This window comes from Lentisalinibacter salinarum (assembly GCF_040706555.1).
In the GTDB taxonomy this organism is placed as follows: Bacteria; Pseudomonadota; Gammaproteobacteria; order Steroidobacterales; family Woeseiaceae; genus Lentisalinibacter; species Lentisalinibacter salinarum.
This window is the reverse complement of sequence record NZ_JAPDRH010000002.1, coordinates 237,025-262,998: the sequence shown is the minus strand read 5'-3', so window position 1 is coordinate 262,998 and position 25,974 is coordinate 237,025. Positions and strand designations below refer to the sequence as shown.

Annotated in this window: 20 protein-coding genes; 10 read left to right on the top strand and 10 right to left on the bottom strand. The window is 66.3% G+C overall.

Going from position 1 to position 25,974, the window contains the following annotated elements:
- Positions 1-7: 7 nt before the first annotated feature.
- Together ACJMKZ_RS04295 and ACJMKZ_RS04290 are read right to left on the bottom strand one after the other, a co-directional pair.
- Entirely contained in the window at positions 8-883 is an 876-nt protein-coding gene (locus ACJMKZ_RS04295; protein ID WP_405231963.1) for an alpha/beta fold hydrolase, read from the bottom strand.
- 10 nt (positions 884-893) lie between these two features.
- Positions 894-2,453 carry a class I adenylate-forming enzyme family protein gene (locus tag ACJMKZ_RS04290; protein WP_405231962.1) on the bottom strand — a complete coding sequence of 520 codons (1,560 nt, stop codon included), beginning with the start codon at positions 2,451-2,453 and terminating at the stop codon, positions 894-896.
- A gap of 114 nt (positions 2,454-2,567) precedes the next feature.
- Here ACJMKZ_RS04290 and ACJMKZ_RS04285 point away from each other — a divergent pair, with 114 nt between their 5' ends.
- The 3 genes from ACJMKZ_RS04285 (at position 2,568) to lpxL (ending at position 6,700) form a co-directional block, all read left to right on the top strand.
- On the top strand, positions 2,568-3,218 hold the full coding sequence (locus ACJMKZ_RS04285) for a TetR/AcrR family transcriptional regulator (protein ID WP_405231961.1): 651 nt from the start codon (positions 2,568-2,570) through the stop codon (positions 3,216-3,218).
- 190 nt (positions 3,219-3,408) lie between these two features.
- On the top strand, positions 3,409-5,646 hold the full coding sequence (locus tag ACJMKZ_RS04280) for a TonB-dependent receptor (RefSeq protein ID WP_405231960.1): 2,238 nt from the start codon (positions 3,409-3,411) through the stop codon (positions 5,644-5,646).
- 112 nt (positions 5,647-5,758) lie between these two features.
- Positions 5,759-6,700: an LpxL/LpxP family Kdo(2)-lipid IV(A) lauroyl/palmitoleoyl acyltransferase gene (lpxL, locus tag ACJMKZ_RS04275; RefSeq protein ID WP_405231959.1), complete on the top strand. Its 942-nt coding sequence runs from the start codon at positions 5,759-5,761 to the stop codon at positions 6,698-6,700.
- Here lpxL and ACJMKZ_RS04270 read toward each other — a convergent pair.
- The 4 genes from ACJMKZ_RS04270 to ACJMKZ_RS04255 all read right to left on the bottom strand — a co-directional run bounded on the left by ACJMKZ_RS04270 (position 6,673) and on the right by ACJMKZ_RS04255 (position 11,891).
- A complete protein-coding gene (locus tag ACJMKZ_RS04270; protein WP_405231958.1) occupies positions 6,673-7,725 on the bottom strand; it encodes a glycosyltransferase family 4 protein in 1,053 nt (350 codons plus the stop codon). The genes lpxL and ACJMKZ_RS04270 overlap by 28 nt on opposite strands.
- Positions 7,726-7,853: 128 nt before the next feature.
- Positions 7,854-10,172: a TonB-dependent receptor plug domain-containing protein gene (locus ACJMKZ_RS04265; protein ID WP_405231957.1), complete on the bottom strand. Its 2,319-nt coding sequence runs from the start codon at positions 10,170-10,172 to the stop codon at positions 7,854-7,856.
- Between the two features lie 74 nt (positions 10,173-10,246).
- Positions 10,247-11,254, bottom strand: coding sequence for a FecR domain-containing protein (locus ACJMKZ_RS04260; protein ID WP_405231956.1), 1,008 nt, complete (start codon positions 11,252-11,254; stop codon positions 10,247-10,249).
- Position 11,255: 1 nt separating this feature from the next.
- On the bottom strand, positions 11,256-11,891 hold the full coding sequence (locus tag ACJMKZ_RS04255) for an RNA polymerase sigma factor (RefSeq protein ID WP_405231955.1): 636 nt from the start codon (positions 11,889-11,891) through the stop codon (positions 11,256-11,258).
- A 125-nt stretch (positions 11,892-12,016) separates the two neighbouring features.
- On the opposite strand from ACJMKZ_RS04255, the gene ACJMKZ_RS04250 reads away from it, so the two are divergent.
- Together ACJMKZ_RS04250 and ACJMKZ_RS04245 are read left to right on the top strand one after the other, a co-directional pair.
- Complete coding sequence (locus ACJMKZ_RS04250) at positions 12,017-13,144, top strand: glycosyltransferase (RefSeq protein WP_405231954.1); 1,128 nt, start codon at positions 12,017-12,019, stop codon at positions 13,142-13,144.
- A complete protein-coding gene (locus tag ACJMKZ_RS04245; RefSeq protein WP_405231953.1) occupies positions 13,141-14,331 on the top strand; it encodes a hypothetical protein in 1,191 nt (396 codons plus the stop codon). The genes ACJMKZ_RS04250 and ACJMKZ_RS04245 overlap by 4 nt, the downstream gene beginning before the upstream one ends.
- A 116-nt stretch (positions 14,332-14,447) precedes the next feature.
- Here ACJMKZ_RS04245 and ACJMKZ_RS04240 read toward each other — a convergent pair whose 3' ends face one another.
- Positions 14,448-15,497 carry a glycosyltransferase family 4 protein gene (locus ACJMKZ_RS04240; RefSeq protein ID WP_405231952.1) on the bottom strand — a complete coding sequence of 350 codons (1,050 nt, stop codon included), beginning with the start codon at positions 15,495-15,497 and terminating at the stop codon, positions 14,448-14,450.
- A 13-nt stretch (positions 15,498-15,510) separates the two neighbouring features.
- Positions 15,511-16,272, bottom strand: coding sequence for a glycosyltransferase family 2 protein (locus ACJMKZ_RS04235; RefSeq protein ID WP_405231951.1), 762 nt, complete (start codon positions 16,270-16,272; stop codon positions 15,511-15,513).
- Positions 16,273-16,359: 87 nt separating this feature from the next.
- Between ACJMKZ_RS04235 and ACJMKZ_RS04230 the strand changes: the two genes are divergently transcribed.
- The 4 genes from ACJMKZ_RS04230 (at position 16,360) to ACJMKZ_RS04215 (ending at position 22,643) form a co-directional block, all read left to right on the top strand.
- The gene (locus ACJMKZ_RS04230; protein ID WP_405231950.1) at positions 16,360-16,821 is read left to right on the top strand and encodes a hypothetical protein; all 462 of its coding nucleotides are present in this window, start codon (positions 16,360-16,362) and stop codon (positions 16,819-16,821) included.
- 76 nt (positions 16,822-16,897) lie between these two features.
- Entirely contained in the window at positions 16,898-18,169 is a 1,272-nt protein-coding gene (locus ACJMKZ_RS04225; RefSeq protein ID WP_405231949.1) for a TolC family protein, read from the top strand.
- A complete protein-coding gene (locus ACJMKZ_RS04220; protein WP_405231948.1) occupies positions 18,166-19,536 on the top strand; it encodes an efflux RND transporter periplasmic adaptor subunit in 1,371 nt (456 codons plus the stop codon). The genes ACJMKZ_RS04225 and ACJMKZ_RS04220 overlap by 4 nt, the downstream gene beginning before the upstream one ends.
- A complete protein-coding gene (locus ACJMKZ_RS04215) occupies positions 19,533-22,643 on the top strand; it encodes an efflux RND transporter permease subunit (RefSeq protein ID WP_405231947.1) in 3,111 nt (1,036 codons plus the stop codon). Before ACJMKZ_RS04220 ends, ACJMKZ_RS04215 begins: the two co-directional genes overlap by 4 nt.
- Positions 22,644-22,671: 28 nt before the next feature.
- On the opposite strand, the gene ACJMKZ_RS04210 is transcribed toward ACJMKZ_RS04215, so the two are convergent.
- Together ACJMKZ_RS04210 and ACJMKZ_RS04205 are read right to left on the bottom strand one after the other, a co-directional pair.
- A complete protein-coding gene (locus ACJMKZ_RS04210) occupies positions 22,672-23,799 on the bottom strand; it encodes an alpha/beta hydrolase (RefSeq protein ID WP_405231946.1) in 1,128 nt (375 codons plus the stop codon).
- Between the two features lie 92 nt (positions 23,800-23,891).
- On the bottom strand, positions 23,892-24,218 hold the full coding sequence (locus ACJMKZ_RS04205) for a DUF3144 domain-containing protein (RefSeq protein ID WP_405231945.1): 327 nt from the start codon (positions 24,216-24,218) through the stop codon (positions 23,892-23,894).
- Between the two features lie 239 nt (positions 24,219-24,457).
- Between ACJMKZ_RS04205 and ACJMKZ_RS04200 the strand changes: the two genes are divergently transcribed.
- Positions 24,458-25,939, top strand: a complete 1,482-nt coding sequence (locus ACJMKZ_RS04200) for an alpha/beta hydrolase (protein ID WP_405231944.1) — start codon at positions 24,458-24,460, stop codon at positions 25,937-25,939.
- The last annotated feature ends 35 nt before the right edge of the window (positions 25,940-25,974 follow it).

Genomic DNA, 25,974 nt, shown 5'->3' with positions numbered 1-25,974 from the left:
GGCCGGCTCAGGCGAGGAAGGCGTCGATGCCGGCGATGGACGCCGGTTCGTTCAGCATCGGCGCGTGGCCGCGGTTCGGTACGGGCACGACCTCAAGGTCCGGTTTCGCGGCGCGCATCTTCGCGACGATCTCGTCGGTGAGGATGTCGGAGAGCACGCCGTGGATCAGCAGCGTCGGGGTTTCCGCGAGGCCTGCGAACAGCACCCAGGGATCCTCCAGTTCGCCGCCGACCTCGCGCAGCGCATCGCCGATCTTAGGGTCGCAGTCGAGCCGCGGCACACCGTGCTCGTCCTCCCGGTAGCCGGTGCGCGCGTAGGCGAGCCATTCCTCGTCGCTGAGGTCGGGATAGGCGACGCCGTAGTTCGCCTTCGACAGCGCGACGGCATCCTCCCAGGAGCGGATATCCGGCGTCCTGCCCGCGTAGCCCATGATGCGGGCCAGGCCTTCCGGCGCGATCTCGGGACCGACGTCGTTCAGGATGACCCGGTCCACCAGCTTCGGCTGCCGGTGATTCAGTGCCATGGAGACCAGCCCGCCCAGGGAGGTGCCCAGGCACACGATCCGCTCGAGGCCGAGTTCCGCGACCAGCTTCTCCACGTCGCGCACGTAGGTGAGCGGATGATAGTTCCGCCATTCGCGGTCGTAGTCGGACAGGCCGCGGCCGCGGAAGTCCGGCGAGATCACCCGGCGTCCGGGTGACAGGTCGTGTGACAGGTGATCGGCAATGGTCTCGAAGTCCCGGCTATTGCGGGTGAGGCCCGGCAGGCAGAAGACCGGCGGCCGGCCATCGTCACCGCCCTGCGGGCGGTAGTCCCGGTAATGGAGGCGCAGGCCGTCCTCGCTCTCGAAGTACTCGTCGCTGTAATGACTGTGGTCGGTCATGGGTCGGGCCTCAGAAGGTCGAATTCGCGTAGTCCTCGCGCAGCTCACGCTTCAGAACCTTGCCGTTGGGATTGCGGGGCAGCTCGTCCACGAAAGCCACGCCGGCCACCCGCTGCTGCCTGCCTACCCGTTCGTTGATCCAGCCTGCGAGGGCCTCCGCGTCGATGTTGGCATCGGCTGCCGGCACCACCACCGCGAGCGGCGTCTCGCCCCATTTTTCGCTGGGCACGCCGATCACCGCCACGTCCGCCACATCGGGGTGGCGCGCGGCCACGGCCTCGATGTCGGCGGGATAGATATTCTGGGCGCCGGACAGGATCATGTCCTTCTTGCGGTCGACCAGGTACAGGAAGCCTTCCTCGTCCAGGCGGCCGATGTCGCCCGTGCGCAGCCAGCGCCGGCCTTCTGCATCGGTCCAGGTGGACTCCTCGTTGGCGTCGTCCCGGTTCAGGTAGCCGGTCATCAGCAGCCGGCCGTAGCCGACGATCTCGCCCGGCTCTCCGGCCGGCATCACCTCGTCTTCGTTGCCCAGGATCACGAGGTCCTGCCCCGGGCAGGGCCGGCCCACGGAATTCATGCGCAGGGCCGCATCCTCCGGCTGCAGCGTCGTGACCAGTCCTTCCGTGAGGCCGTAGAGTTCGATGAAGTCGGAGCAGATCTCGTCGTAGATCCGCTGCTTCAGCGATTCGTGCAGCGGCGAGCCGCAGCACATCAGGCTGTGCAGACTCGAAAGGTCATATTGCCCGAAGGCGGCATGCTCGAGGATGCGCTGGAACTGAACCGGCACCATGGCGGAGTGAGTGATGCCTTCTCCCGCGACCGTGGAGAGGAATCGCTCTACGTCGAAGGTCGGCATGACCACGATGGTGCCGCCGCACCAGAAGGTGGCGAGCATCGCCACCCAGGTGATGTTGGAGTAGAGGCCCAGCGAGCACAGCGTGCGCGCGCCGCCGTGATAGCGCAGCGCCAGCGCCATGTCGTACGCCCAGGCCGCCCGGCACTGGTGGGAATGCACGATGCCTTTCGGCAGGCCGGTGGTACCGGAGCTGTAGATGATGTTGCACTCGTGGTCCGCGCTCACGGGAAACCCGCTCTCACGCGGCGGGTGATGATCCCGCCACTCGGCGTAGTGGGTGAACCCCCCGGCAGATGCGCCGTGGCCAATCATGCGGCCGGCAAGTTCTTCGGGCAGCTCGTCGCTCATTTCCGCCAGCCGCTGCACGTGCTCGTGGGAGGCGATGACCGCCCTGGCGCCGCTGTCGCGGATGAGGGTGAGTATCCCGTCGTCGCTCACCGAGACGTTCAAAGGCACGGCGACGAAGCCGCCGTAGATCGCGCCGAACTGGGCTTCGGCCATCTCCAGGCCGTTGCGCATCAGGACGATCACCCGGTCCCCGGGTTCGAGGCCGAGCGCCGCCAGGCCCGCGGCGACGCGCCCGAGGCGCTTCCGATAGGCAGACCAGGTGAGCGTTTCCCCATTGCAGATCACCGCCGGCTTGCTCGCGAGCCAGCGGGCGTTCAGATCGATGATGTCGGGCAGATAGGCTTCCCCGGCGCGGAACCAGGCCATATGCGATCCCCCCTCGCATGAATTTCAACGCTCGTTGAAGCCTATTTCAACATTTGTTGAATTGCAAGGGGGCGCCCCCTAGAATGCAGAAGCACTGACCGCACGGTGATCTGGATGGCGAAGAAGCAGCGCAAGACCGAAGCGACCCGGGAACGCATACTGAACGCAGCCGAGGAGTTGTTCGCCCAGCACGGTTTCGACGGTGTTACCGTGCGCCAGATCATGCGCAAGGCCGGGGCCGACGTCGCACTTGCCTACTACCACTTCAAGTCCAAGCGCGACCTCTTCGACGCCGTGCTGCTGCGGCATGCGGAGGTCGTGAATGCCATCCGTCTGCAGGCGCTGGAGGAGGTCGAGGCACGCCACACCGACGACCAGCCGAGCGTGGAGGAGATCATTGCCGCCTTCACCAACCCGCTGCTGCAGCTGCTGGTGGAAGACCACGAGAAGTGGAAGCACTACTTCGCGCTGATCGCCCAGATCAACAACTCGCCGGAGTGGGGCGGCGAACTCATGACCCGCTTCTTCGATCCGCTGGTCAAGCGCTTCCTCGAGGCGCTGATGCGGGCGAAGCCGGAGTGGTCCGACGCCGAGATTTACTGGTCCTATCACTTCCTCTCCGGCGCACTGACCCTCACCTTCGCCGAGACCGGCCGCATCGACAACCTGTCCGGCGGACTGTGCCGCTCCACGGACATGGAGGCCATCAGCGAGCGCATGCCGCGCTTCGTGGCCGCCGGCTTCCGCGCTCTGGCAGAAGGGTAGGAGGGGATTTATCCCCGATCCCCGCCGCAATCGGGCCTGAAGGCCCTCCTACCACGCGCCGGGTCTGCGGTCTTGTAATTCAACCACCGTTGAAATAGGATTCATTCAGCGTTCGTTGAATTACGGCTGCAACGGCCCGAGCGCGGGCAGGCACTAAGGTGCCGCTTATACAACCAACGGGGGATCTTCCATGTCTTTACGTTACCGCTATGCCCGAAAACTGGGTGCAGTTCTGGCCGTCGCGTTGCCCGTGACCGGTTTCGGTCCGGTCGCCGTGGCCCAGACCGACGACGGCGCACGTGCCGTCGAGGAGATCGTCGTGACCGCACGTCGCCGCGAGGAGACGCTGCAGTCGGTGCCGATCGCGATCTCCGCCTTCAATGCCAGTGAGCTCGAGCGACTGCAGGCGGATCAGCTCGATGGTATCCAGGGTGCCGTACCCAACCTTAACCTGGTGCAGGGCCGCGGATCGGCCTCCAGTGCCAATGTCTTCATCCGTGGCATCGGACAGCCGGACGCGCTGCAGACGTTCGACCCGGCGGTGGGCATCTATCTGGACGACGTCTACATCTCGCGCATCCAGGGTGCGCTGTTCTCGCTGTATGACATCGAGCGCATCGAGGTGCTGCGCGGGCCCCAGGGCACGCTGTACGGCAAGAACACGATTGCCGGCGCCATCCGTCTGGTCACCCGCAAGCCCAGCCAGGAGTTCGAGGCACGCGGCGAACTGACCGTCGGCGACTACAGCCGCACGGCAGGCCGCTTCTATCTCACCGGCGGCCTCACCGACACGCTGGCCGTCAGTTTCTCCGGCCTCATGGACCAGCGCGACGGTCTGGTGGACGATCCGATCAGCGGGCGTGAGTACAACGACCGGGACAACACTTCCGGCCGCCTCGCGCTGGCCTGGGATCCGACCGAGAATTTCGAGGCGATACTGGCGGTCGACGCCACGCGCCAGAAGAATGCGCTGACCATGGGCCGACTCGAGTCCGACCTGGAACAGGTGGACCTCGCGCTCGGCACGGTGGTCCTGCAGCCTGCGCCCACCACCGAGTACGACTTCGAGGCTTCCTCGATTCTGCCGAACGATCCGGCCCAGGATCTCACCCACTGGGGCACTTCCCTCACGCTGACCTGGGATCTGAACGACGCCTATACGGCCAAGTCGATCTCGGCCTGGCGGCGGCTGGAGACGGACTTCTACATCGACATCGACGCGACGGTGTTCGAGGTCGGCGACGTCTTCGTTGGGCTCGACCAAGAGCAGATCAGTCAGGAGTTCCAGCTGCTGTATGACGCGGGGGGAGATTTCACCGGCGTCGCCGGGCTCTATTACCTGCACGAGAACGTAGGCTCTGATCAGGCTGCCTTCGCCGATGACTTCCTCGCCTTCGCCGGGCTTCCGCTCGACTTCCTGCGCACCATCGGTGACGACCTGACGCTGGACAGCTACGCGCTGTTCGCCCAGGGAACGTATGCCTTCAATGACCAGCTGTCGGCCACGTTCGGCATCCGCTATACCACCGAGGACAAGGAGTACTTCCGCACCACGAGCACATTCTCCAACCTGCCGGCGCTGACGCTGCCGCCTTTCGTCTACGTGGACGATGACAGCTGGGATGCCATCACGCCGACGCTCGCCCTCGACTATGAGGTGAACGATCAGCTCATGTACTACGGCAGCATCTCGCGTGGCTTCAAGAGCGGCGGTTTCAACGGCCGGGCCAATTCACCGGGTGACACCGGTGCGTTCGATCCGGAATACGTCTGGACTTACGAAGTGGGTAACAAACGCACGATGGCTGACGGTCGGCTACAGCTGAACACGGCGATCTTCTACAGCCAGTACGAGGACTTCCAGGCGCGCGTCGCCGAGGTTGTGGATCCCGACGCGCCGGTGCCGTCGTTCACGTTTCCGGTGCTGAACGCCGGCGAACTCGATATCTGGGGCGTGGAAGTCGAAGCCAACTGGCTGGTGACGGATGAGCTGAATCTGGCTGCCCAGATCGGTTATCTGGATGCCGACTACAAGGAGTTCATCGACGACAGCCAGCCTGACAACGATCGCTCCGACGACGAACCTCCGTTCGCCCCTGACTGGACCGCGCGTCTGGCAGCCACTTACACCCTGGACCTGGGTGCGAACGGCAGCCTGACGCTGGGCGCGGACGCCAACTACCGCGGCAAGGCCTGGCTGTCCGTGGACAACCGCGACGTGCTGACGCAGGACGATTACTGGCTGTTCAACGCGCTCGCCGCGTGGACCTCCATGGACGAGCGCTGGAACGTGACAGCCGGCATCAAGAACATCGGCGACGAGGTCTACAAGACCGACGCGCAGGAGTTCTCCAGCGTCGGCAATATCCAGACGGCCTACTATGGCGATCCCAGGACCTGGTCGCTGTCACTGGGTTTCCGCTACTAAAAAACGTAGGAGGGCCTTCAGGCCCGATTCCGAAAACGGTTCGGGCCTGAACGGTTCGGGCCTGAAGGCCCTCCTACATTAATCCTCTGCGGGCGGCTAAACTGGCGCTGCCATGTCCGAAGACCGCGCCCGCCTTACCGCCTTCCTGCATCCCCGCTACTGGCCGACCTGGCTCGGTATCGGCGTGCTGAGACTGGCCTGCCTGCTGCCGTACCGGGCGCAGATGCGGCTCGGCCGCGCCCTGGGCGGGCTCACCGCCAGGCTCCTGCCGAAACGCGTGGCCGTGGCCCGGCGCAACATCAGCCTGTGCTTTCCGGAGAAGTCGGCGGACGAGGTGGAGGCGCTGACCCGCGCCCATTTCCGCTCCCTCGGCATGTCGCTCCTGGAGACGGCGAGTGCCTGGTGGCGCAGCGACGCCTTCATCGCGCGGCTGGCCACCATCGAGGGGGCCGAGCACGTGCATCGCGCGGTCGAGCAGGGCCGCGGCGCCATACTCCTCACGGCCCACTTCACGACGCTGGAGTTCAGCGGCCCCGTGCTGCACATGAACCTGCCGCCCTTCGATGCCGTGTACCGCAAACACCGCAGTCCGCTGGTGAACGAGATCTGGCGGCGCGGCCGCGAGCGTTCGGCCCGGCGCACCATCGAGAAGAGCGACATCAAGACCATGGTGCGCAGCCTGCGCGAAGCGGTGCCGGTCTGGTATGCGCCGGACCAGAGTTACCGCCGCAAGCAGTCGGAGCTGATCCCGTTCATGGGTGAGCCGGCGATGACCAATACCGCCACGAGTGCGCTGGCGAAGCTCGGCAAGGCAGTGGTGCTGCCGCTGTTCCCGCGCCGGCTGCCGGGCGACGCCGGCTACCGCATCACCATCTATCCGCCGCTGGAGGATTTCCCCTCCGGCGACCCGGCGGCCGATGCCGCACGCTACAACAAGATGGTGGGCGAGTGGATACGCGAGGCGCCCGCCGAATACTGGTGGGTACACCGCAAATTCAAGGAGCGTCCGCCACCGTTGCCGGACGCCTACGCCGATCTGTCCGACGAGATCTGAACCGTTCGCCGCGCTGGGGCCGCCATCCGTGCGTAGACCCTCTCGTAGTGCTCCGCCATGGCCCCGACATGAAGCCCACTTATTCGCCGCCGCGCTTCGTCGGCAAGCCGGCTGCGCCGGACGGGATCACCGGCCAGCTCCGCCAGCCGGGCCGCAAGGGCGTGCGGATCGCCGGGAGGCACGAGAAGGCCCGTGACGTCGTCCACCACGAGTTCCGGGATACCGCCGGTATCGGACGCGATGACCGGCACACCCTGCGCCATCGCCTCAAGTATTACCGAGCCCAGTCCCTCCCGAAGGCTCGGAAGCACGCAGATGTCCATCGCCGCCAGATAGTCCTCGACGTTTGGCACAAAGCCGGTGAAGGTGAGCCTCTCCATGCCCGCCGCATCGGAGCGCAAGGCATCCGCGTCCCTGCCGTCCCCGATCACGAGTACCGCGGTACTCTCCTGCTGCGGCAGCAGGCGGCGTGCTGCCTCGATCAGCACGGCGACCCCTTTACTCGCCTCGAGGGCTGAAACACAGCCGATCAGCACGCTGGCGCCGCATCTTTGGCGAATCTCGGCTGCCGCAGCGAGGTCGGGCTGGGGGGCGGCCCAGCCGTCAGGTATGACGACCGGCGCGAGGCGCGGGAAGCGCTCCCGCAGCACGTCCGCCACGGAGCCGGATACGGCGCAGATTCCCCCTGCGTCGCGGTACACGCGCGCCGTGATCCTGCTTCCTGAAGGACGGTTCATGACTCGTCGTGTTACGACGTAGCGTGTGCTGCCGAATCGGCTCGCAACCCAGGCAACCTGGGCGGCGCGGGCTTCATGGGCGTGGACGAGGGAGCCCCTGACGCGAGGAACCGCCGTGAGTGCGCCGCCAGCCGTCGTGACCGTCAGGCCGCGCATGCCCGTGAGACGCTCTGCCAGCGTGCTGCCCCGCCGGCCCACGAACTGCTGCTGCCAGCCACGCCGCGCGAGTTCCGTGACCAGCAACTCCGTCTGCCGTTCGCCGCCGCGCCAACCGCGTGCGAGATTCACGTGCGTCAACTGGCGGGGCGGTGACCCGGAATCGGGACCGGACATACGGGCTCCTCACGGTCGTCGTATGTCCTGAGACGAATTTCTCGCCTCGATCCTTCGTGACTGGCAGGCGCCTGCTCGCCCGATCAGAAGCGCCAGATGAAGCCGATCGAGGGGAAAATCGGCAGGTAGTCGATGGTCTTGGTGTCCAGGATCGCCTCGCCGTCCTCATCCTCGAATTCGTACTCCAGGCAGCAGGGATTCTCGCGGGCCAGCAGATTCCTTACCTCCAGGAACACGGTCAGGTTGTTCGTATCGCTGAACGGGAAGCGGCGGGCAACACGGACGTCAAGTGAATGATAGGCTGAGAATCTCGTGCTGTTCCGTGGCCCGGTCTCGGCAATGGCCACGGGCTCTGCCTGCGCAAGTCCGATTGGCGTGGTCGGCCAGCCCGTGTGTGACCGAGCCGCGGCACTGAAGTCCCAGCGCTCCCCGCGCCAGGCGATGCCGGCATTCAACGAATGCGTCTGATCCCAGCTGCGGGATATATCGTCCTCATCGAATTCGTCTTCGACCTGAGCCCAGACGTAACTCACCCACCAGTCCAGTTTGTCGTCGCCGCGCGAACGCAGCGAGACCTCGGTACCGCGCGCCAGTGCGCCATCCGGCTCGATACGAATACGGTCCGGCTTGAGTTCGGGCAACAGGACGAAAGTGTTGACGAGGTTCTCGAATCTGGGCCGCAGCGAACCATAGCTCTTGCGATATGTTTCCAGTCGAAGGTCGATGTCAGGCCTGAGGCGATAGTCGAGGCTCAGCACCAGATGGTCGGAACGCTGCGCGGGAGAGAAGCGGGTGATGCCGTCGGCAACCTGCAGCTCGTGTATCGACTGCGACTGGAAGAAGCGACCCCAGCTGGCGCGGAGGGTGGCCCGGTCCGTGGGCCGATACATCAATGCGAGCCGGGGGCTGACGTGGCTCGCCTGATCCGGGCTCAGCGTATCCTTGTCCCAGCGGACGCCGGTCTGCAGTGTCCAGCGATCGCCCAGCTCTATACGCAGATTGCTGTACAGCCCGTAATGCTCGCCTTCTCGCCGCAGACGGAAATCCCGGAAGCGCTCCGGTTCCTGCCAGACTCCCGGCGTATCGAATAGCAGGTCGAAAGCCACATCTTCGCGCAGCTCGTGCCGGCCGGTTGCACGGCGGAATTCACCGCCGAACTCGTGTGCCATTCGGCGGTTGATGGCATGGGAGAAATCGGCCTGCACGCTGTCTATGGTGAGATCGCGGCGGTCATGCAGGCTGCCGCTGGATATGCCCTCCTGCTCGGTACTGCCGCGCCGGAAACTCGACAGGCGACTGCGACCCACGAGTACCGTGCCGGCGAGCGCGCCATGAGGTTCATAGTCCGCTCGCAGCCAGACGTACTCGTCGCGGTAGTCGGCCTCTGCGCGTTCCTCGCGATCACCGTCGAATAGCTGTATGTCGTCGTCGAACAGGAGACCATTCAGGGTAAGGGTCAGGGAATCGCTGACCGAACGGCGGTAGCGACCGTAGAAGTCGTTGTAATTCGGTTCGCCGAGTGAGGAATCGACGATGTTCAGCAGCAGATCGAGGTTTCCGCGCCGGCCGGCGACCAGCCAGTCGTTGTCGCCCGCCGCCGAATCACCGGCCAGCACCACGCCGGCGTTGAATAGCGACAGGCTGATCTCTCGATACAGGCCGTCTTCCGGCAGGATCGGCTCGATATCAACTACACCGCTCATACGGTCACCGAATATCACCGGAAAGCCTCCGGTATAGACATCGATATCGCGGACGACGCTCGGGTCTATGCTGCTGAAGATGCCCTGGAAGTCCTTCAGGTGGAACGGGTCGTAGAGCCGGAAATCGTCGAATCGCACGAGCATCTCGTCGCTGTCACCGCCCCGGACGTTGGTGCGCGCCGTGAAGTCCCCGGCGGCGGCGCCCGGCAGCCTCGCGACCACGCGCAGCGGGTCATCGCCGAGTTCCGGGATTTGTGCCAGATCCGCAGTGCCCAGCGTTCGTCGGGCCGTGACCTGATCGCGCCGCAGTCGATACAGACTCGCATTCACCACGATCTCTTCCAGCACCGGTGCTTCTATTGCAGGTGCCGGTTCATCCCGCGCCGGCTCCGGCGCGACTGCGGCTCGGTCGACTCCCGCGGGCATTGCCTCGGCCCGCACGACCAGCCTTGATCCTTCGGGCCCCGCTTCCGTCGTCAGGCCGTAGGGCGCGAGGATCTCGTCCAGGACCTCCATGGGCTCGTCGGCGGCCGGGCTCTCGCGAACGAGCATCCACGGTTTCACCAGATCACTGCTGTAGAAGACCGTCAGGCCCTCATCCTCCAGCACCGAGATGGCTTCGCGCAGCGTGAGTCGGGACAGGTCTTCCGCAGCGAGGGCGAATGAGGAGAGCAGCAGAGCGAGGGCCAGCCCGACCACGGACCGGCCGGCAAAATGTCCTCGTCTGTGGTCGAGGTGGCGGCGTCCCACAGGATCTCCGGCGGATTGCTGGATCAGGTCGTGTCGCGGTCCCGGACTTCGATTGTACCGTCATCTAGGAGGACATAATCGAGATCTGTGGTCGCGAGGAGCACGCGCAGGGCCTCCAGCGGTGTGAGCGTGCCGACGCGGCCGTGCAGCGTCGTGTTCTCGGCCTGCACACGCAACTCCGGGGCGGCGTAGTGGAGCGGGCGGCCGGTCTCACGCGCGACCCATTCGAGCAGCGTGGTTACCGGCCTCGCCTCCACGACGGGGACGGGAGCGACCGTGAATATCCAGTTCCACCGCTCATCGCTCGGCTCGATTCGACGTTCCCGAAAGTCGCCGTCCGTGTCGATGGCGATTTCCTCGCCGGCGGGGGCCTCGAAGATCCTGCCGCTCCGGTAGAGACGCACCCGGCCCTCACGGACGCGCAGCCGGTAACCGTCATCAGGCGTGTACCGAACCTCGTACTGGGTCCCGATCTCCATGGCGCGGCCCGCCGGTGTGACAATCTCCATCGAGGGGGTCGAGTCGTTCCTGTCGGGACCGCTGTCGACATATAGCGTGCCGGTCGTCAGGCGGATGGCATTGTCTCCGGAGAATTCCATCACCGTATCGGGAGCGATGCGCAGGGACGATCCGTTCTTGAGGCGAAGGCCGGCATATCCCGTCTCTGCAGTACGGATTCGGCTACCGATCGGCAGCGTATCCGTCCCGGTTATCGCCTGCCACTCTTCGCCGTCAGGCGCTTGCCAGACGACATCACCGACGACTCGCTCGGGCACTGCCACGGTCGGAACTCCCGGTCGGAGCAGGAAAGCCAGCGAGACGAAGGCCACCGTGGCCGCCGCCATGCCGACGGCTGCAATACGCATGCGCCTCCTTCGACGCTGTAACTTACTCCTCCAGGCGGCGGTCGCCGCCTCCAGAGCGTCGTCGTAGGCGTCCCGGGGCGGCTCGGGACGCCGGCCTGCCGCCCGGAGCAGCTCTGCCAGGGCGTCGCGCTGCGACGGTTCTTGTTTGTTTCTCTCTTCGGTCATGTCATTTACCCCGTTCCGGAGTGCCCGCCGGGGGCAGCAGCCCGTCGGAAGTCTCGGCCATCTCCAGGATCGCGGAGCGGAAAGCGTTCCGCGCGCGTGTCAGCAGGGACTCGGCTGCCTTCAGGCCGACACCGAGCCGCTCGGCGATCTCCTTCACCGACTCGCCGTCTACGTATTTCCATTCGAGGACCTCGCCATAGTGTCCCGGCAGTGCGTCGACGGTCGCCTGCACGAGTCGGCGTACGTCCCTTTGCCAGACGCCGACTTCCGGCAGATCCTGCACCGGCGCGGTCAGTGCTTCGAGGACGGCCCGGACGTGCGGGCTGTCCTCGAGCTGGACCATCTTTGCGGATTCCCGCCGTGTCCTGCGCTGGTGGTCGATGATCAGATTTCGACAGATCTGGCAGAACCACGTGTACAGCGCCGCTTCTCCCCGATAGGTATCGAGGCGGTCGATCCCCCTGCAGAAGGTCTGCTGGACGATTTCGGCCGCCGCATCGTGGTCACCATCGAGCCGTGCCAGCGCAAAACGGTAGAGCCGCGGGAAGAAGCGATCGAATAGGTCGCGGAATGCCCGTTCGTCACCCTTCACTATCCGCCGGGCTGTAGCCCTGTCGAGGTGGATCTTCTCACCCATGCCGCTGCCCATCGCTCCACATTACTACTTTGACGAATCCGGCTCACCGGTCCTTCGCGTACTGCGGCAGGCGAAGGATCACCTCCGCGCTGTTCGTCCAATCAGGGAGCGATACGGAGATCGACGTGTCAAAGCTAGAACCGGCCCGGCGCATTCTCTGGCTCGGGCCGGAATCCGGGCCCTCCCAGGAGGCGCTGTTCGAGCAATTGCGACGACTCGAACCGGATTCCGTCTGGACCAAGACTGGAACTGTTCGGAAAATCGGAGCCGAGCGGCCGGCGCTTATCCATGCTTTCGGAAGACAGGCGCTGCGTGCCGCCGTCCGGGCCGCTCGCGGCCGGGAATGCCGTGTAGTCTACGAGCCGGATCCGTTCGATAGCAGTCTGCGGGAACGTCTGGCGTGGCGGTTGCACCGGCCGGATGCAGTGGTTCACCGGGTACTCGACCCGGACAAAGCGGTAGTGCCGTCGACCGGGGAACCAGTCGTCGAGATCCGGCTTCCGGTGGTCGCCCTGGTCCCGCAAACCGCTGCGCCCGTGCAACACCTCGCGGAACTCTACGTCGGCATCGTGGTGGATGGTCTCGGCTGTCGCGATCGCAGATTACTGGCTCGCGCGTTGGGTTGGGTACCTCGTGGCCGTGGTATCACCTGCCTGCTGTTCGGCAGTGGCGGGGATTGCCGCCGCATGTGGCGCGCGTTGAAGTTGGTGAACCCCGGAGACGAGTGGCCGGTACGCTTCGTCGAGCGGGACAGGCCGCATGCGGAGGACTGGGCGCGCTGTGCCGTGTCCGTTCATACGATGTGCTCGACGGCTTCCGGGCAATTGCTTGCCGATGCGCTGGCGGCTGGCACGATCGTTGTAGTACACGACAGCGTCTCGGTATCCGCGGTCGTCGATGGCGACAGCGGGCTCTACATACCGCCGTTCAATCCCTTCGATCTCTGCCACACATTGCAGTATCTGCAGGCACAGCCCGGCCTGCTGCGCTCGATGGCAGATCGCTGTCGGGCGCGCGCTCTGCAGCACTACAGTGCCTCTGCCGTCGCTCCAATGCTTCTGACGGCCTACCGCAGATTGCTCGGCGACGAATCGGCGGCGGATGACGCCGGCGGGTCGCGAAGGATCGTGCGGGGAGGTTCGTCGAATAGTCATGGGGATTCCGACACGCGCACGAAGACCCTACGGAACCCGGCCCGGGAATCCCGCCTACAGCGAACTCGTGCGCTCAAGTTCCAATGGAGACAGCCATGAACAAGAAACTGACCAGAGATGCCCAGGCCCGCGGGACGAGCGATCCGGGCAAGACGATTCTGCGCCACGCGCTGACGTGTGCGGTGATCCTGGTTCTGCCGGGTCTCGCCGCTGCCGGCTGGGACGAGCCGTCTGCCGGGCCGACCGCGTGCGACCGCACGGCGGACACGATGTATCGTGCCTGCCATTTCGACGTCCTCGATGACTACAGTGCGACGATCGCGAATTGCCTGAACTTCTCCGACGGCGATTCCCGAAGGCAATGCCGGCATGAGGCGCGGGCCACCTGGCGCGAGGATGCCCGGGCCTGCCGCGAGGTTCGCGCAGCGCGCAAGGACGCCTGTGAGCTCCTCGGCGAGGATCGCTACGATCCGGACCCGCTGCTCGACCCCGCGATCGAATTCATCGATCCCGATGACGTTCCGCTCGACTACTCTCCGAATCCCTACGTCAATGTGGCTGCAGGCCACACCTATGTGCTCCGCGCGGGTGAGGAAGGCGAGGAGACGGTGATCGTGCACGTGACCGGAGAGTCCCGGGAGATCCAGGGAGTGCCGTGTCGCGTCGTCGTCGATGCCGCGGTGGAGATCTCCGACGACGAGGGTGAGATCGAGGTCGAGGCTGTCGAGATCACCGACGACTGGTTCGCACAATCAACAGCCGGCGACGTCTACTACTGCGGAGAGATCGCCCGCAATTTCGAGGACGGTACCCTCCGGGATCTCGATGGTTCCTTCGAGGCCGGCATCGATTTCGCCAAGTCCGGTGTGCTGATCCGGCAGTTCCCGATGGCCGGCGAGGCGCATCGCCAGGAATACGCCCTCGGCGAGGCCGAGGACATCGTGCAATACCTCGCCCTGAATGACGGCCCGACCGCGGAAGAGGGCGGCGAGAACGAGTCGTTCCCCTGCGACGACGGGTGCCTGCGGACGTTCGAGTTTGCGCCGATCGAGCCGGAAGCCACCGAGTTCAAGTTCTACCATGCCGGCACGGGGTTCGTGCTCGCGGTGGCACTCGAGGACGGTGAGGTCACCGGCGAGCGCGAGGAACTGGTCTGCGTCGGTGATTCCCTCGACGTGCTGAACGAGCCGGAGTGTGAGCTGGGTGACGCCGACACAGTTGCAGCCGTCCTGGAGGAGCTCTGCAAGGTCGCGCCCGATGCCTTCTGCGCCGAGGGTGCCGAGTAACAGTGCGGGCGCGGGTATGAGCAGCGGCGATATGGATATCGCCGTCATCAGCCTGGCGGATGCGGATGCGAGACGGGCCAGCGTCAGTGTGCAGATGGCTGGCGCCGGCCGGTTCCTCAGGTGCGCGAGTGACGATAGAGACGCTCGTATCGATCGGCCGTCGCCCCGGGCGTGAATTCGCTTAGCCGCACGGCCGCCCGTTCGGCTATCTTCCGGCCGGCGCCGGGATCGTCGCGCAGCCGTTCGATGGCCGCTGCGAGGGCGTCGGCGTCACAAACCGGGACGAGCAGCCCGGTCTCCTCGTTCACGACGAGCTCCGGTATACCGCCTGTTTCGGTAGCGACGATCGGCACGCCCGTGTGCATCGCCTGCAGGAGCACGGAACCCAGCCCCTCGTGGTGGCTGGGGAACGCGAAGACATCTAGGGCGGCGATGTAGTCCTCGACATTGTCGACGAAGCCGGCGAAGTGGACATTGTCCATGCCTCGTGCTGCATCCTGTATCCGGGTGGCATCGTCGCCGGTACCGACGAACAGGAAACCGAATCCCTCTCGTCGCCCCGACAGTCGGCGGGCCGCCTCGATCAGTTCCAGTTGTCCCTTGGCGATATCGAGGGCGGCCACGTTGCCGACCAGGAACGGTTCCGGATAGCGGGAACGAATCTCCGCGACTGCGCCGGGATCCGGTCGCACAGGCAGGAGCGCACTGGGGATGACCACGCTCTCGATGGTCGGGAATCGCTGTCGCAAAACCCCGGCGATGGCCCGGGACAGAGCGACTACGGTCTCCGCATCCCGATAGATGCGTTCCGTGAGCCAGGTCTGCGACGGGGGCCTCATCACCCGGCGCGTCAGCACATAGCGGCAGCCGCGCAGCTTCGAGGCGATCCAGGCCGCCTGGGCCGCGCGGGCCTCGTGGGCGTGCACCAGCTGTGCCTGGACCCGTACCGCAGCGCCCAGCACGCCGCCCACGGGCGTCACGGTCAGGCCCGGCGTGTCCCGCAGTCGCAAGGCCAGCGGTTCGCCGGCGCGGCCGATGAACTGCTGGCGCCAGCCGCGTGCCGCCAGCTCCCGTATCAGCAACAGCGTCTGATTCTCGCCGCCGCGGAAACCGCGGGCGAGGTTGATGTGGGTGATGCGGACCGTCTCCGTTCCGTCTTCGAGCATGGGTGCGTCCCGTTCAGCGCCCGGCCGCTGCGCGTTCTCGCGCCGTCGCCTTCATGTGCTTGTAGAAGACGCCGTCCGCGTCGCCCCAGGCGATCACCAGTCCGCGCCAGCCTTCCAGGAAACCCAGGCGCAGGAAGTAGGTGCGCAGAAAGGCCCAGACCGCGCGCAGGAAGATCAGCGCCGGTGGCTTGGCGGCATTAGTGCGTCCGGCTCGGATCTCGGAGTAGCGGTCCGCCTTCTGCAGGAAGGTACCGAGGCGCTCTACGGCCCGGTGATACAGCGGCGAGCGCAGGCGAACGACCGTCGTGCCGACCTGCGGCTCGATGCGCTCGTGGACGCTGGCCTGGTTGTAGGCGTGGCGGTCGCGGTGATAGAAGCGCGGCAGCCAGTCGTTGCCCCAGCCGGCACGGCGGACCCGCCGGCCCATGAAGTAATTGTGGCGGTCCACCTCGTAGAGCCGCGCGGGGTCCGAGATATCCAGCGAGTCGAGTTCCGCGATGAGCTCCTCGCTGGCCGCCTCGTCGGCATCGATGGACAGTATCCAGTCCCGCTCGGCCAGCCCCGCGGCGTGGTTCTTGGTCGGCCCGAAGCCCATGAACTCGCCGCTGAACCAGCGTACGTTGGCGTGTGCGCGGGCGATGTCTTCCGTGCCGTCCGTCGAGCCGTTGTCGTAGACGACCACCTCGGGCAGGCGGACGAGGCTTGCCAGCGTCTCGGCCAGCGTAGCCTCGGCGTCCCGCGTGATGATGACGGCGGCGATGTCTGCGAGCGGCATGCGGTGAATCCTTGCGTTTCCGGCGAATGTTAACCCGGAACGACAGGCGGCGCGGGTCGGCCGATGCCCGATTTCGGGAACTGCGCATTGGACTGGCGCCGCGCCATGGGGTCTAATCCCCGCATGCGCAGGCTGACCGCCATCGCCGTGATCGTGAGCATCCTGGCCGCCTCGGCCGGGGAGCTGGCCCACGCCTGCGCGATGGACATCCTTCCGCAGCCCGCCGCGAAGAGCGTGGGTGCGGCCGTGAACGACGGCGACGCGGCCATGCCCTGCCATGGCGCCGAACGTCAAACTGCCGGCCACGTCATGGATCAGTCCATGGATCGGTCCATGGATCGGTCCATGAATTGCTGTGACGAGGATGGCCCGGCCACCCACTGCATCGATTGCCTCTGCACCGCGGTCAGCATGCCGCTGAGCGCGCTGGAGTCGGCGATCGCGCAGGCCCTGCCGGCGCCGGCCCGCCACGCGCTGCCGCTCTCCGCCGCGCCGCCCCCGGAACGCGCCCCCGAGTACCTCCTCAGACCTCCGATCGTCGTCTCCTGACCGTCCGCCGAGCGGCGGACCGCTGTCGCACGCGTCCGCGCGGCGATTGAACGAAGACGAATGACGGAGACTTCACATGTTTATCCGACGCTGCGTGGGCATGCTGCTCGCGCTGAGCCTGACGGCTATATTCCTGCCGCGCGGCTGGGCCGCCGACGAGGCGCCGGTCGCCCTCACGGCGGAGATGCTCACCGAGGAGGTGCTCGCCGCGAACCGGGCGCTGGCCGGGCGGCGCGCCGCCACGGCTGCGCTGCTGAGCCAGGCCGAGGCCGCCGACGATCTCGATGATCCGCGCCTCATGCTGGGCACCGCGCCAAACACCTTCGGCCACCGGGTGGACGGCCGCGGCCTGATCCAGTTCAGCCAGAGCCTCCCCTGGCCCGGCAAGCGCGGGCTGCGCGGCGACGTTGCCCTGGCGGTGGCCGAGGCTTCCGGCGAATCCGAGCGCGTGCTCGCCAGGGAGCTGGCGGCCCGGGCCGAGCGGCTCTGGGCGGAATGGTGGTACGTGCACGAGGCGCTGACCCGCAATGCCGAGGAGATGCGCCTGGTCGAAGAGCTGGAGCCCGTTGCCGAGGCGCAGTACGCCGCCGGCATGGGGCTGCAGCAAGACCTGTTGCGCGTGCAGACGCGGGCGCTGCGGCTCGAGCATCAGCGCCTCGCGCTCGAGCAGCGGCGTACTGCGCTCATCGCCGAGATCAACGCCCTGCGGGGCCGGGCGGCCGATGCGCCGCTGCCGAGTCCGGCGCCCATGCCGCCGGCGCCCGTGGTGGCCCCTGAGACCGAACTGGCTGATGCGCTCGTCGCGAGCCATCCGGCGCTGTCGCGGATCGATGCCTCTCTCGCCGGTGCCCGGGCTCGTCTGCAGCTGGCGCACAAGGATTACTGGCCCGACTTCCGCGTGTACACGGGCTACGTCGGCACCCTGGACCCGGCGCAGAAGCGCTGGCAGATCGGCGCCGAGATCAACCTGCCGTTCGGTGGCGACAAGCGGCGCTCCGCGGTCTCTTCTGCGGAACTCGAACAGGACCGCCTGCAGGCCGAACGGGAGGATCTGGCGTTCCGGCTCCGCGCCGAACTGCGCTCGCTGCTCGCCCGCCTCGACGAGGCGGAGCAGACCGTGGCGCTCTACCGCGACCGGATCGTGCCCCTGTCACAGCAGGGGCTGGACGCAGCCCGCGCGGACTTCGAGTCCGGCCGCGGGGAATTCGCCAACGTGATCGACGCGGAGACGGCTCTGCTCGACGCAAAACTCACGCTCGCCCGCGCGCGCGCCGACCGGCTGATGACCGTCGCCGGCATCGAGGCGCTGACGGGTATCGACGCCGACGTCGGGAGGACTTCCCCATGAAACCACAATCCATGTTCTGGGCCATCGTGATCGTCGTCACGGCCATCTCCGGCGCGCTCGGCTTCTGGCTGGGCAGCACCGACGGCGACCAGCTGTCCGGCGCCGCGGCCGACGCCGGCGACAGCGGCGAGAGGGAGATCCTCTACTGGGTCGCACCCATGGACCCCAACTATCGCCGGGACGAGCCCGGCAAGTCGCCGATGGGCATGGATCTCGTGCCCGTCTACGCGGACGGTGGCGGCGGCGACGACGCCGGCATCGCCGTCTCCTCCGCCGTGCGCCAGACGCTGGGCGTGCGCACCGCAAAGGCGGAGCGAGGGCAGTTCGCCCGCCGGCTGGACACCGTCGGCTACACCGTCTGGGACGAATCCACGGTGACCATGTACCACCCGCGGGCGGAGGGCTGGCTCGAGTCCTTCGGCATCGCGAGCGTCGGCGATCGAGTGGAGGCCGGGCAGGTGCTGTATTCGCTTTTCTCGCCCAAGCTGATCTCCGCGCAGCAGGAACTGCTGACGGCGCAGGCCTCGGGCAACGCCTCGCTGACCCGCGCAGCGCGGGATCGTCTGCGCGCGCTCGGCCTCTCCGCGGAGCAGATCGCCGGTATCGAGCGCGGCGGCAACGTGCAGCAGAACCTGCCGAGGCGGGCGGCGCAGGACGGCGTCGTGATTGCCATGGAGGGCCGGGACGGTAACTACGTTACGCCCGCCACCCACGTTCTGACCATCGCCAATCTCTCGACCATCTGGGCGGAGGTGGAGGTCTTCGAGCAGGACATCGGCTGGATGGCCGAGGGCCTGCCGGCCTTCGCCCGCTTCGAGGCCTACCCGGGAGAGACCTGGGAGGGCCGGATCGCCTACATCTATCCGGCCCTCGACCCGAAGACTCGCACGCTCAGGCTGCGACTGGTCTTCGACAACGCCGACGGCCGGCTCCGTCCGAACATGCTGGCGAAGGTGCGCATCCAGGGCGAGCCCCGGCCGAACGTGCTCCACATCCCCCGCGAGGCGGTGATCCGCTCCGGTGCCGGGGAGCGCGTCGTGCTGGACGCCGGCGACGGCCGCTTCCGTGTGCAGAAGGTGGTGACCGGACTCGCCAGCGGCGGCCACGTCGAGGTGCTCGAGGGTCTGGCCGCGGGCGATCGTGTCGTGACCTCGGGGCAGTTCCTCCTGGATGCCGAGGCCGGCGGCGAGCAGGCGCTCGCACGGCTGGAGGAGCCGGATCCGCACGCCGGCCACGACATGGAGGGCATGGATCATTCCAGTCACGACATGGAGAGCATGGATCACTCCGGTCACGACATGGAAGGCATGGACCACAGTGGCCATGACATGGACGGCGACGGCAATGGCAAGGAGTCGGGGCAGTGATCGGCGCAATCATCGGCTGGTCGATCCGCAACCGGGGCCTGGTCCTGGCCGGCCTGATCGCGCTGGCGATCGCGGGCACGCTGAACCTGCGTACCCTGCCCGTGGATGCGATCCCGGATCTGTCGGACGTGCAGGTGATCGTGAAGACGTCCTACCCCGGCCAGGCACCCCAGGTCGTCGAGGACCAGGTGACCTATCCGCTCACCACGGCGATGCTGTCGGTGCCCGGCGCCGAGACCGTGCGCGGCTATTCCTTCTTCGGCGACTCGTACGTCTACATCATCTTCGACGACGATACCGACCTGTATTGGGCGCGCTCCCGGGTGCTCGAGTATCTGAGCCAGGTGGCGCCGCGGCTGCCGGCGGAGGCGCGGCCTGCCATCGGGCCGGACGCCACCGGCGTCGGCTGGATCTACGAGTACGCACTCGTGGACCGCACGGGGCAACACGATCTCTCCCAGCTCCGCGCCATCCAGGACTGGTTCCTGAAGTACGAGCTGCAGACCGTGCCTGGCGTGGCGGAAGTGGCCACCGTCGGCGGCATGGTGAAGCAGTACCAGGTGGTCGTGGACCCGGACCGGCTGCGCTCCTTCGACCTCACCCTGCCCGCCATCCGTGACGCCATTCGCCGGGGGAACTCGGAGGTGGGCGGCTCGGTCATCGAAATGGGCGAGACCGAGTTCATGGTGCGCGCAACAGGCTACATCAAAGGTCTGGAGCAGCTGCGCCAGATCCCGGTCAAGATCTCGCCGGAAGGCACGCCCGTGCTGCTGGAGGAAGTAGCCGAGATCCGGCTGGGCCCGCAGCTGCGGCGCGGCATCGCCGAGCTGGACGGCGAGGGCGAGGTCACCGGCGGCATCATCGTGATGCGCTTCGGCGAGAACGCCCAGCGCACCATCGAGGCGGTGAAGGCGCGGATCGATGAACTGCGGCCGAGCCTGCCCGAGGGCGTCGAGATTGTGCCCACCTACGACCGCTCGGAGCTGATCGGTCGGGCCATCGACACGCTCCGCGCGAAGTTGATCGAGGAGTTCCTGCTGGTGGCGCTCATCTGCGCCGTCTTCCTGCTGCATGCCCGCTCGGCCCTGGTGGCCGTGGCGACGCTGCCGCTCGGCATTCTGGCCGCATTGCTCATCCTGCGCGCGCAGGGCCTGAACGCCAACATCATGTCCCTGGGCGGCATTGCGATCGCGATCGGCGCGATGGTGGACGCGGCCATCGTCATGATCGAGAACACCCACAAGCACCTGGCCGAGGACAAGTCGGGCCGCAGCCGCTGGGAGATCGTGGCCCGGGCCACCACCGAGGTGGGGCAGCCCATCTTCTTCTCGCTGCTGATCATCACGCTGTCGTTCCTGCCGGTGTTCACGCTGGAGGCGCAGGAGGGCCGGCTGTTCGCGCCGCTGGCCTGGACCAAGACCTGGGCCATGGCCGCCTCGGCGGCGCTGGCCATCACCGCGGTGCCGGTACTGATCGGCTATCTCGTGCGTGGACGGATCCGGCCCGAGGAGGCCAATCCGGTGAATCGTGCGCTCACCGCCGCGTACCGGCCGGTGATCGGCTGGGTCAGCCGGGCGCCGTGGCTGTTCGTGGGGGCGGGTCTGCTGCTGATGCTCTCGGCGGTGTACCCGGCCAGCCGGCTCGGCACCGAGTTCATGCCGCCGCTGGACGAGGGCGACTGGATGTACATGCCGACCACCAGGCCGGGGCTCTCCATCGGCGAGGCCGGCCAGCTGCTGCAGCAGACCGACCGGCTCATCAAGAGCGTGCCCGAGGTGGCCCAGGTGTTCGGCAAGATAGGCCGTGCCGAGACGGCCACCGACCCGGCGCCGCTCACCATGATCGAGACCCTGATCCGCTTCAAGCCGGAGAGCGAGTGGCGCGAGGGTTACGACATCGAGGACATCCGCGCCGAGATCCGTGAGCGCGTGCAGTTGCCCGGCGTGACGAATGCCTGGGTGATGCCCATCAAGACTCGTATCGACATGCTGGCCACCGGCATCAAGACGCCGGTGGGCATCAAGATCAACGGGCCCGACCTGGAAGTGATCCAGGGGCTGGGCGTGCGTATCGAAGAGTTGCTGCCGGAGGTGGAGGGCACCGCGTCCGTGTTCGCCGAGAAGGTGGCCGGCGGTCGCTACGTGGTGGTGGACATCGAGCGTGGCGAGGCGGCCCGCTACGGGCTGAACATCGCCGACGTGCAGACGGTGGTCATGAGCGCCGTGGGCGGCATGAACGTGACCGAGACCGTCGAGGGCCTGCAGCGCTTCCCGGTGAACCTGCGCTATCCGCGGGCGGTACGCGAGAACGTGGAGGCCATCCGCGAGCTGCCCATCGTGACGCCGGGCGGCGCCCGCATCCGTCTCGGCGACGTGGCCCGTGTGGCCGTGGAGGATGGTCCGCCCATGCTGAAGAGCGAGAACGGGCGGCTGACCGGCTGGGTATACGTGGACATCGCCGGGCGCGACGTGGGCTCCTATGTGGAGGCCGCCCGTCAGCTGCTGCGCGAGCGGCTGGACCTGCCGGCAGGCTATTCGCTGAACTGGTCGGGACAGTACGAGTACATGGAGCGGGCGAAGGAACGCCTGGCGCTGGTGGTGCCGCTCACGCTGGCCATCATCGCGTTGCTGCTGTATCTGGCGTTCCGCGGCGTCACGGAGGTGCTGATCGTCCTCGGCACGGTACCCATGTCGCTCACCGGCGGCATCTGGCTACTGTACTGGATGGACTTCGACCTCTCCGTGGCGGTCGCCGTGGGGTTCATCGCGCTGGCCGGCGTCGCCGTCGAGATCGGCGTGCTGATGCTGGTGTACCTGGATCTGGCACTGGCGCAGCACCGGGAACAGGGCGGCGGCGTCAGCCGGGAGGAGTTGCGCGCGGCAGTACAGGAGGGCGCGCTCAGGCGGCTGCGGCCGATCGTCATGACCATGGCCTCCATCGCGCTGGGCCTGCTGCCCATCCTCTGGGGCGGCGGCACCGGCGCCGAGGTGATGCAGCGCATCGCCGCACCGATGGTGGGCGGCATGGTCAGCACGCTCGCACTGGCGCTGCTGGTGATACCCGCGATCTACCTGATCTGGAAGCGGCGCGGCGCGACGGCCGCCTGATCCTCGTCCGACGGAGACCGGGCGACGGTCAGGCGGCGGCGCTCTCGCGCCGGCCGGAGTGGCGGCTCAGGAATTCGGCGATGCGGCCGATGGCCTCGCGCGCCTCGGCGGAGACCGGCTCGAATAACTGCCAGACGTGCACCATCTCCGGCCAGAGCTGCAGCTCGGCCGGGGAACCCGCCTCCCGCGCCTTGTTGACGTAGCGGCGGCAGTCGTCGGTGAGCATTTCGCTGGTCGAAGCCTGGATCAATGTCGGCGGCAGGTTCGCAAGATCGCCGAAGATGGGCGAGATCAGCGGATTCTGCGGCTTCATGCGAGCCAGGTAGAGCGTGGCGTAGGCCAGCGCCCAGCGGGGCACCCGCATCAGCGGACCGAGCATGGGGCCCAGCATCTCGTCGGTGACGATATTCGAGCGCATGCTGGGGCTGGAGTAGGTGCTGTCAGTGATAGGCGAAAGCGCGACCGCAGCGTCCGCCTGCCGCAGACCATGGTCGCGGATCCAGGCGATCAGTGTCAGCGTGAGATTGCCGCCGGCGGAATCGCCGGCCACATAGGCATCGGCAGGCGCGCTATCGTCGTTCGGCTCGTTCGGCTCGTTCGGCCCGTGCTCGAGCATCCAGCGCCAGGCCGTCTGGCAGTCCTCGATGCTCGCCATGCGGGGATGCTCCGGCATCAGGCGGTAATCGATGGCCAGCACGGCCACGCCGGCGGTGCGCGACAGCGCGGCGGTCAGTGTGCGGTGACTCGACGGGCTGCCCACGTAGAAGGCGCCGCCGTGGATGTAGAGGAGGCGGCGGTTCGGGTCCGCATCGGCCGCCAGCACCCATTCTGCCGGCACGCCGCCGGCATCCACGTTGCGCCGCTCGACGCCGAGCTGGTCCTCTGGAATCACGTCCGTGAAGCCCTTGTCCACCAGTTCCCGGATGGTCTGCAGCCGCGCCTTGCGTGGTGCCGCCTGGATTTTGCCCTCCAGGTCCTTCAGCAGCAGGCTGATCTGCTTGTTGTCCTCGCCCGGTCTGTCGCTGGTGCTCGCCAGCTTGCCGGCGGGCTGATCGTAGCGGCCGAGATCGGGGCCGCGGAGGAAGACGCGGGCGCCGAGCCAGAGCAGCGCGACGACGAGGATGATGTACAGGATGACTTGCAGGAGGGTATCCATGGGGCCTCCGACGGCGATGACTACGGCCAGTTTACCGGAATCGAGCCAGTGACTTCAGGTCAGGGGCCACCAGGAACCAGGCAAACTGGTCGTCAGTCGCGTGGTGACGTGTACTCCTCGAAGTTCGCAATATAGTCATCGAGGTTCTCTGTCAGCATCGTCTGATATTGCTCTACGAAATACCGAATGATCTCTTCTCTTCCCGCTGCAAGATCTTCGGAGGATGAGGCCTGACAGGCGCTCACGAATGAGTTGAAGCGGGCCGTCGCGAACATCAGCGACGCACTGACTTTGCCACGGTCGGTCGTGGTCATCTGCTCATTCGCGAGCGTAATCACTGCATCGGCGCGTTCGTAGAACTGCTGGTCGGTATTCTTGGGCATGCTGCACACGGTGGATTTCGGCCAGTAGACGATCATTGTTACCACTCAACGGGGCCCTGTCCAAGTGCGTTCCGGAGAGGATCGGTTGAGGAGCAGGGCGGACTTCTCTCCAGGAGGGCCTGGGTCGCCACCCCTCCACATCGCATTCATGGCGGCTGGTCCAACGAGGTGGTTTGCCCGGACATGACCGGTCGGGTACGGTATCCCGACACACGGCACGCGTAAACCCGGTGCTGTGTGAAGAACAAGATCACCGGGATACGAGGGGGAGACCAATGGCGATATTGCGCTTTTCGTTCAGGAAGAATGCGCGCAGGTTGCTCTGCGCAATCGGCGTATTCGCGGTATGTGGTATCGGGCTACCGAGCCAGGCGCAAGTACACGAGAGGTTGCCCATTATTTTCGTTCACGGGCAATCGGGCTCGGCACAGCAGTTCGAGACGCAGGCAATGCGATTCACGAGTAACGATTATCCACAGGAACTGTTGTTCGCATTCGAGTACGACACGAGTGTCGGCATAAACCCCATCACTGATCTGGACCAGTTCATCGACGGTGTTCTCGAGCGGACTGGCGCCGAGCAGGTTTATGCCATCGGCCATTCTCGCGGCACGACAGTCTGGACCGGGTATCTGGAGGATCAGGACCTGGACGGCCCGGACAAGGTGGCCAGGTACGTCAATATCGACGGCCGCTCCCCGGCGGATTTCCCCGGAGGTGTGCCGACGATCGGCATCTGGGGCGAGTGGAATACGGCGGACAGCGGATACAACCGGCGCGGGAACACTAACGCGCAGATCGGTCCCGATCCGGCGGCAAATTACTATTTCGGCACGAAGTCTCATACGGAGGTGGCGACATCGGCCGATGCCTTTGCCGTCATGTACGAGTTCCTGACAGGACGGGTGCCTGCCACAACAGCCGTCATCCCTGAGCCTCCGGGTTCCGTGCGGATAGCCGGCAGAGCCGTTATTTTTCCTGAAAACATCGGTTATGACGGCGCGACGGTAGAGCTGTGGCGGGTGGACGGAGAGACCGGCCAGCGTATCGGCAAGAGAGCCCACGCCCGTTTCCCCATCGATGAGAGCGGCGCTTTCGGGCCCGTGAAAGTGAATGGTCTGAAACATTACGAATTGGCCGTGCACCGCCCGGCTGCCAATGGCGAGCCGGACACTGTCCATCACTTTTATTTCGAGCCCTTCAGCCGCAGCGACTTTTTCCTCCGCCTGAATACCAGTCGGCCGGGCGATGGCCTGGAGGCGTTTCTGCCGCGCGATCCGCGTTATACGAACCTCGTGATCAGCCGCCAGAAGGAGTTCTGGGGAGACCAGGGTTCGTCGAGTGATGCTCTGGAAATCGATGGCCTGAATGTGCTGACGGACAGAACGAGCCCGAGGGCGGGAGTGAACCTCGCCTTCTTCGCTTACGATGCCGGTCCGCCGTTGCCGCCGCCGTTTCCACCGTTCCCCGGTCCGCCGGACGGCGCAACCGACCTTGATCGCGGTGAGCTGTTCCCGTTCAACACCCTCACTTTCCTGACCGCGGCCGACGTCTCCATCTCCGCTTCACCGGATGCCAGTGGGACGGTCTCGGTGACGGATCAGAACCGTGGCGGACCTGACCGCACGACGATCAACCTGCCGAACTGGCCCTCGGACGTGCATCGGATCACGGTGCAATTCCGGGATGACGATCCCGCCGTTCAGCGTTTCACGAATCCGGAGCTGGGATCACGGGGCGGGAACGGAACACGCTAGTTCGTGCGGCCTTTTCCGTGCGGTCGCCGGACCTG